Origin of the sequence: Selenomonas ruminantium subsp. lactilytica TAM6421, from assembly GCF_000284095.1 — a bacterium.
In the GTDB taxonomy this organism is placed as follows: Bacteria; Bacillota; Negativicutes; order Selenomonadales; family Selenomonadaceae; genus Selenomonas_A; species Selenomonas_A lactilytica.
Genome location: NC_017070.1, coordinates 23,580 through 29,913, shown reverse-complemented (window position 1 = coordinate 29,913; position 6,334 = coordinate 23,580). Strand labels below are relative to the sequence as shown.

The window sequence follows — 6,334 nt, the reverse complement described above, 5'->3', positions numbered from 1 at the left end:
ATTTTCACCGCCTAAATTGTAAATCTAACTCGTGTAATGTACCGAATTGTGATTTTTATCGGCTCTTACATCGATAATTAGGTCACAATCCCCTACGATTAATTATTATATAACAGTATCGTAGGGTTTGCAATGGCAATTTCTACGATACTCCTTCTAATTAGGTCACATTTCCCTACGAACTGGTCACATTTCCCTACGATACTCCTTCTAATTAGGTCACATTTCCCTACGAACTGGTCACATTTCCCTACGATAAAGTGCCATAAGCCCTTTAATAATGCGGCTTCCCGAAGCGCAAAGCATATATAGCATATATGCTAAAAGCAAGCAAAGCATAGAAAAGTTATCCACAAAAGCTAAAAATTTATGATTTTTCATAGTCATCTCTGATAATTTGCCTGCTTGCCTGCCTTCTAATGGTATTAAATAATCGTGTATAGCTCTCAAATCCCCCAGAATGGCTTTTAAGTGAATTATGTATACTTTCATACCAACTATGCATAAAAGTATCCTCTAAGACGTTCTGAGGAAGTTTCATGGATATCCATCTGATATTGGTGTTCTCTTAACGAAGGGATTATCTACAGGTCAAATAGTGGGAAAAGCATAGATGTACTCTTATGTTTTTCATGACTATATATGATATCTAAATAAATTTAATATGGTATTAACACTAGATTAATAATATAGATTTCAATGAAAATATATAATGAATAAAAAGTGATTAATATAGATACAATAAGGGATTAGGCTATATTTATAGAGTTATTTATACATTATTATTAAAATAATAATAATGTATAATATATGTTATGATACATTTATTATAATGTTATTTTAACGTTAAGATAATCATACAAATTAAATCTTGATTTAATTTGTATGATTATGGTATACTGAAATCAAATTAAAGAAAAGAGTGATTATATGAGGAATGGCCATTATACAGCAGGGGACATTGAAGGGTTAACGATTATGCCAGCCGACAAGGCTAAAGACATTGTTCAGACAGCATGTGGTAGGGTAGATGGTGTTCTTATTTGGAGCAATGGATTTGATATTACTATCGGTGAATTGAATCAGAAGAAAGGCTATAACCGCATTGATAAAATTCCTGCCAAGTATCAATTGGTTGCTGAGATAATACGCAAAAAAGCCAATGGACGAGGTGGCAGGCGCTTGGGAGCCGGACGTCCTAAAACTGTTGGTATAATGGATGAGAAAAAGACCCGCTCCTTCAAACTCACCGAATATGAGTACATGAAGGTCAAAGAATATATATTAGACCTTAGAAAAAAGTAAACTAAAATCAGAAAAAGAAATTGTGCAACAAGCTCTTGCATAATTTCTTTTTTATGATTTTAGTTTACATTATTCAAAATACAAATAGGCCCGATGTCCAAAATTAAGAAATGCCTCTCTAATACACGAAAAAGGCTGCTCCTGAAGGAATAGACCCTTGCCCGGTGACCATATAGCGCCAACTATGTAGCCACATGTAGGCTTGTTTTTCGAATTAAGCCCCTCGATTATTGCTAGCTTTTCTGTATGGTTCATATTTAATTATAAATCACGTTATAAGAAATTTAACCAAGAAAAATGCAAATTTATTGCAAATTATTAACTTAAATCGACGGATACATACTTTTAAAGTATAATTAAGGAAACGGAGGTGGGAAAATGCTGGTACAGTTTTCCGTAACGAATTATAAGTCTATCAGGAGTCAGGCAACGATAAGTTGCCGGGCGAGTAGTGATAAGGAAATGGCAGAGAACCTGTTTGAGGCGGGTAAGGTAAAGTTGGTGCCCTGTTTGGCGGTGTATGGTGCTAATGCTTCAGGCAAGAGTAACCTGCTTAATGCTTTGCTCCTGATGAAGCAGATGGTTTGTGGTAGCTATGCTCGAGTTCTCAAGGGGGACAGGTTGCCTTATGATTCGTTTTCCTTTTCAGAGGCCCAATCAGCCCCTACGGAGTTGGATATTATTTTTTACATGAATGGCATCAAGTATGCCTATGGCTTTGCCTATGACGGCGATAGTATCAAATCTGAGTATCTGTATCATTGGCCAAGAGGTCGGGAAGCGCTTATTTTTAGCAGGGAGGGCAACGAATTTACTTTTCCGAAGGAAAGTATGCAGGAACAGAATCAGTTGGCCAAGAGAACGGCGCCTAATCGGCTATATCTGGTAACATCCAATGAGTGGAACAATCCCCTTACGGAGAATGCCTTTATGTGGTTTGTTACAAGGCTGCTGAACGCCCATGATGAAGATAATCTATATACCACTTCCATCGAAGCTGTTCTGCAGGGCAATGACTCAAAATCCAGATTGCTGCAGGAAATGCTGACAGCAGATCTGGGGCTGGAAAACATTGAGGTTATCGAGCGCGGGGGCAAAAAGCAGATAGTTACCTATCACAGAATCGGTGAAGGCAAAGAGGAGAATAGTGTGTATTCTCTTTTGCTTGAGCAGGAGTCGGCTGGTACGCATTTCTTTTTCTCACGCATTGGTCTTTGGCTGAAGGCTTTAGCTCAGGGCGGTGTTATTGCTATTGATGAAATCGAGACAAGCCTGCATCCGCTTCTGACAAGGCATCTGGTTGAGATGGTACAAGACCATAATATCAATCGAAACCATGCCCAGCTGATTTTCACCACACATGATGTTGGTTTGCTGGAGCGCACATTGTTGCGCCGGGATCAGATATGGTTCGTAGAAAAGAACGACAAGAGCCTAGAATCAGAGGTATTTGCATTAACGGAATTTTCACCTCGTAAAACAGAAAATATTACCAAAGGCTATCTGCAAGGCCGTTATGGTGCTATTCCATTTATTGGTGAGGAACTATTATGGCGAGAATAAGAGAATTAGACAGAAGTTCTAAAGGGAAACGGCAGCGCAGGTCGGTCATATATCTGGTTTGTGAGGGGCAGGAAAATTTTGAGATAAAAGGGCCATAATTAATAAAAGCTCACAGAACCTGGGCTTTTATCAATTATGGCTCGTATATTTGTAAACTAAATTTTTTACTTATAAAGTATAAGGAGTGTCACGAGGTCCTTCATTCGTCAGTGTTGAGCTCCTCCATCAATTCCTGCGTAGTATGAAAGGGGCCGTGAATATCAGTGTCATTATCAGCCTCGACCAATTTCTGCAGCAGAACTGAATCTGCTCCCTTTATAGTAACTTCAAATGGTAATCCTTTCCGTATTAACGCCTGTCTTAGAAAGATATTGATAGCCGTTGTCATATCCATACCGAGACTCTTAAAAAGCTGTTGAGCTTGTTCTTTTACCACGCGATCCATTCTGATGCTCATGCTTGTTGTTGAACCAGTCATAATATCACCTCCTTGTATCTGTTTTATAGCTAATAAATATATGATGTCAATACATTAGCTATAATCAATGTTTTTGAGCTAATTTTAATTATAAATCATATAAATTAGTACCCGCATATTTATTCGCCTTCGCTGCGGATTTCTTTTACTATAGAATTTACCTCTCCTTCAGAAGTAATTCCTGCCTTATCCCCTTCTCCTGCCATTTCTGCTTGAATCATCTGCATAGTATAAACTGCAGAATTTACCATACGAACAGAACCTTTCTCTACAATGAAAGTAACACGGCTACCAGTGTCCAGACCAAGAACAGCACGAACATCCTTTGGGATTGTTATCTGCCCCTTAGACATAACTTTTGCATTATCAATGAATCTATCTGGAAAATTTACAGTTATAGCACTCATAAACAAAACCTCCTCATACGGAAAAGTAGGGAATTTCCTACTTTTCCTTTTCGTCAATAGCCTCTGGTATGATCGGTTTCTGTGCTGCTTGTGTTATAACAGCTGTAAAAACATTGGCATCTTCATGCAGGTAGGCCATATAGTAACCCCATTTCATACATATTTTTAAATATCTTTACTGGATAGTAGTCGAGGTATTGTTCCATGCTGGAAAAGCTCATCTCTGCCCGGCCCAAATAGTCCTTGAATCTTTGGCGGGCTTCCTCTTGCTCAATCTCTGAATATCTGTCTACATCCGCCAGCAGGTCAAGGATTTGCAACACAAGATAGTTCTGTTTGGTGATAGTGCAACGAGGTTGACGCAGGATAATCTCCTGCTGTCCCAGTCTAATTCGGCGTTCTTTGGTAGTTGCCTTGTTGGAGACTACTGTGCAGGATATTGGCACCTGGGTGGTCAGGCCAAACTGATTGGCAAAGTTCTGGCCACTGATGTAGCCGCATCTTTGGCCTTTGGCGGACAGATATCTGCGCTCTATGACTTTATCGCTGGAAAGGAATGCACCAGAGGGAAAGATGCTTGTGTCTGGAATATAGTATATACCTTTATCAAAACGGCGGAGCTGCCCCTTTTCAACAAGCTTTGACATGGCCTGTCGCAGCATAGCTGGTTTCATATCTTTATATGATACATCGGCTAGAAAAATTGGCTCTCCTTGCCCATATGTTCTTATTAAGAAATCATACAACATAAACTTCCACCACCTTCTAACAAAATAGAAAAATAATATTTCTATTTTGTGTTATATCATATAAATCCTATGTTGAGAATAGGGGGGGTTGATTACAGTATACCTTTTTCAAAAAATAACAACATATGAGACTACTATTTCCAAAACCTACCGAATATGAGTACATGAAGGTCAAAGAAAAGCAGGGCTCATTCGCTCCATAGCTGTACGGGATAGACCATATTTTTTAGCCAGGATATGCCAGTTATCAGCTATGACGCTCTTAGTGTTGGCGATAATGTTCTTGGCATCTGCTGGTTTGATTTGGTAGAATTCCGCCATTTCCAGAGCTAGGTTCATATCCAGGGTGCTATCTTCTTCGGTAATGCCCAGAGATAAATTATTGCCATATGGATTAGGATTTACATCAAACAGTGGGGAAAGATGCCAGCCGTCCTTGTGCAGAAGGAAGCCATGGTTTCGCAGATGGTCATCTGTATTTGAGATTGCGATGCTGAACACGATGCGACACCAAAGTTCCTTCAGGTCAGCAGGAGCATCGGCACTATGTGCTGTCAGCCAGTCGGCAATATCAAGATAAGAGGCATCTTTATCGCTATCGGTTTTGCCCAGCATGGTCATTGCAGAGGCCATGTGGATTCGGGATTTTCCTATGCGGTCAAATCGTTTTACCAAAAAAGTAGTGCCTTCCTTGGTCAGGGACAAAGCCTGAGCCTCTGCTACGTTTAAGTTACACATTTCGGCCAAGTCGTGGGCTACCATTTCCCAGGCTCCGGCATTTTCTGTGTCGTGTTTGGATGGGAATTTGGCAATCCATAAATTGCCCTTTTCGTCTGCAACGGTCGCTTTGGGACGGGCACCACCTAGTGAAGAACCAGGAGCCATCAGTAGGGAGAGCCATGATTCGTCGAAACCATTGTCATCTTCAAAATTACGGGAAGCATCCTGTAATTGACGCAGCTCCGTCCATGGGGGAGTTGCTAGGTAAACATCATTGGCTTGAAAATCACCCTGAGGTTCCAGACGAAAACGTAATGCTCCCATGCGGCTTTCATCGTGGACTCCAAGCAAAAAGTCACTTTCCAGCAGGGCAGATGGTTTCCTGGCTTCTTTTCTTGCCTGGATTGATTCACGCCTTTTCATGAGAAGTCTGCCCCAGCGGTCTGGACAAGAGTCAGAAAACATGCCGAAAATCTGATTGTCAGCATATTGACGGCCAGGAATATCAACTTGCAGCTGCGGGTCTAGAAGCAAATGTTCCTTACTGGCCAGAAAATCAGGCGTAAATTCAAAGGAATAGACTTCTTTTCCACGAGCTTTTTGTACATATAAATTTCCAAGGTGGATTTGACCGCGGTAGTAATCGTCCAAGTAGCAGTATATCGTCTTATTATTCATCTTTCTTCCTCTTTGGTGCCCTACGGGCAACAGTTAAGTTTAAGTCTTGTATCAAGCGGCCTTTAGCATCGTCCTTGCAAATCAGCAGCAAGTCTTTATCCATTCCTTCAATAGCATGTAGGACCTTTGCGTAGGCTCCCATGGAAACAGAAGGGCTGCCTTTTTCGATGGCCCAAACGGTTGTCCTGCCCAAACCGGAACGTTCGGCAACTATTTCCATAGATATATTACGGCGTAGGCGGGCCAGTTTGATTTGCTCTCCCATACGCTGAAGGATTCTTTGGATGCTTGGTGTAAGGACTATCTTTTTGCCCATTATCGATTTTCTCCTCCTTCTTAATGTCTGTATTTATAAACATTATAAGGCTAAATGTTTGTAAATGCAAACATTATAATTGTATTCGATATCAACGTTCTCTTGGTTCTTTCGCTTT

7 protein-coding genes are annotated in these 6,334 nt (G+C 40.5%); 2 read left to right on the top strand and 5 right to left on the bottom strand.

Annotated features, from left to right (window positions below; genetic code table 11):
* Positions 1-930: 930 nt before the first annotated feature.
* The gene (locus SELR_RS15535; protein ID WP_014426082.1) at positions 931-1,305 is read left to right on the top strand and encodes a hypothetical protein; all 375 of its coding nucleotides are present in this window, start codon (positions 931-933) and stop codon (positions 1,303-1,305) included.
* 378 nt (positions 1,306-1,683) lie between these two features.
* A complete protein-coding gene (locus tag SELR_RS15530) occupies positions 1,684-2,868 on the top strand; it encodes an AAA family ATPase (protein ID WP_014426080.1) in 1,185 nt (394 codons plus the stop codon).
* A gap of 199 nt (positions 2,869-3,067) precedes the next feature.
* Here SELR_RS15530 and SELR_RS15525 read toward each other — a convergent pair whose 3' ends face one another.
* From SELR_RS15525 to SELR_RS15505, 5 genes are all read right to left on the bottom strand, one after another.
* On the bottom strand, positions 3,068-3,346 hold the full coding sequence (locus SELR_RS15525) for a type II toxin-antitoxin system RelB/DinJ family antitoxin (protein ID WP_014426079.1): 279 nt from the start codon (positions 3,344-3,346) through the stop codon (positions 3,068-3,070).
* 119 nt (positions 3,347-3,465) lie between these two features.
* On the bottom strand, positions 3,466-3,753 hold the full coding sequence (locus SELR_RS15520; RefSeq protein ID WP_014426078.1) for an AbrB/MazE/SpoVT family DNA-binding domain-containing protein: 288 nt from the start codon (positions 3,751-3,753) through the stop codon (positions 3,466-3,468).
* A 122-nt stretch (positions 3,754-3,875) separates the two neighbouring features.
* Positions 3,876-4,502 carry a DUF6088 family protein gene (locus SELR_RS15515; RefSeq protein ID WP_014426077.1) on the bottom strand — a complete coding sequence of 209 codons (627 nt, stop codon included), beginning with the start codon at positions 4,500-4,502 and terminating at the stop codon, positions 3,876-3,878.
* Between the two features lie 171 nt (positions 4,503-4,673).
* Positions 4,674-5,900 (bottom strand): type II toxin-antitoxin system HipA family toxin, encoded by a 1,227-nt coding sequence (locus SELR_RS15510; RefSeq protein WP_014426076.1) that lies wholly within the window; start codon positions 5,898-5,900, stop codon positions 4,674-4,676.
* Positions 5,893-6,216, bottom strand: a complete 324-nt coding sequence (locus SELR_RS15505; protein ID WP_014426075.1) for a helix-turn-helix domain-containing protein — start codon at positions 6,214-6,216, stop codon at positions 5,893-5,895. Before SELR_RS15505 ends, SELR_RS15510 begins: the two co-directional genes overlap by 8 nt.
* Between the last annotated feature and the right edge of the window lie 118 nt (positions 6,217-6,334).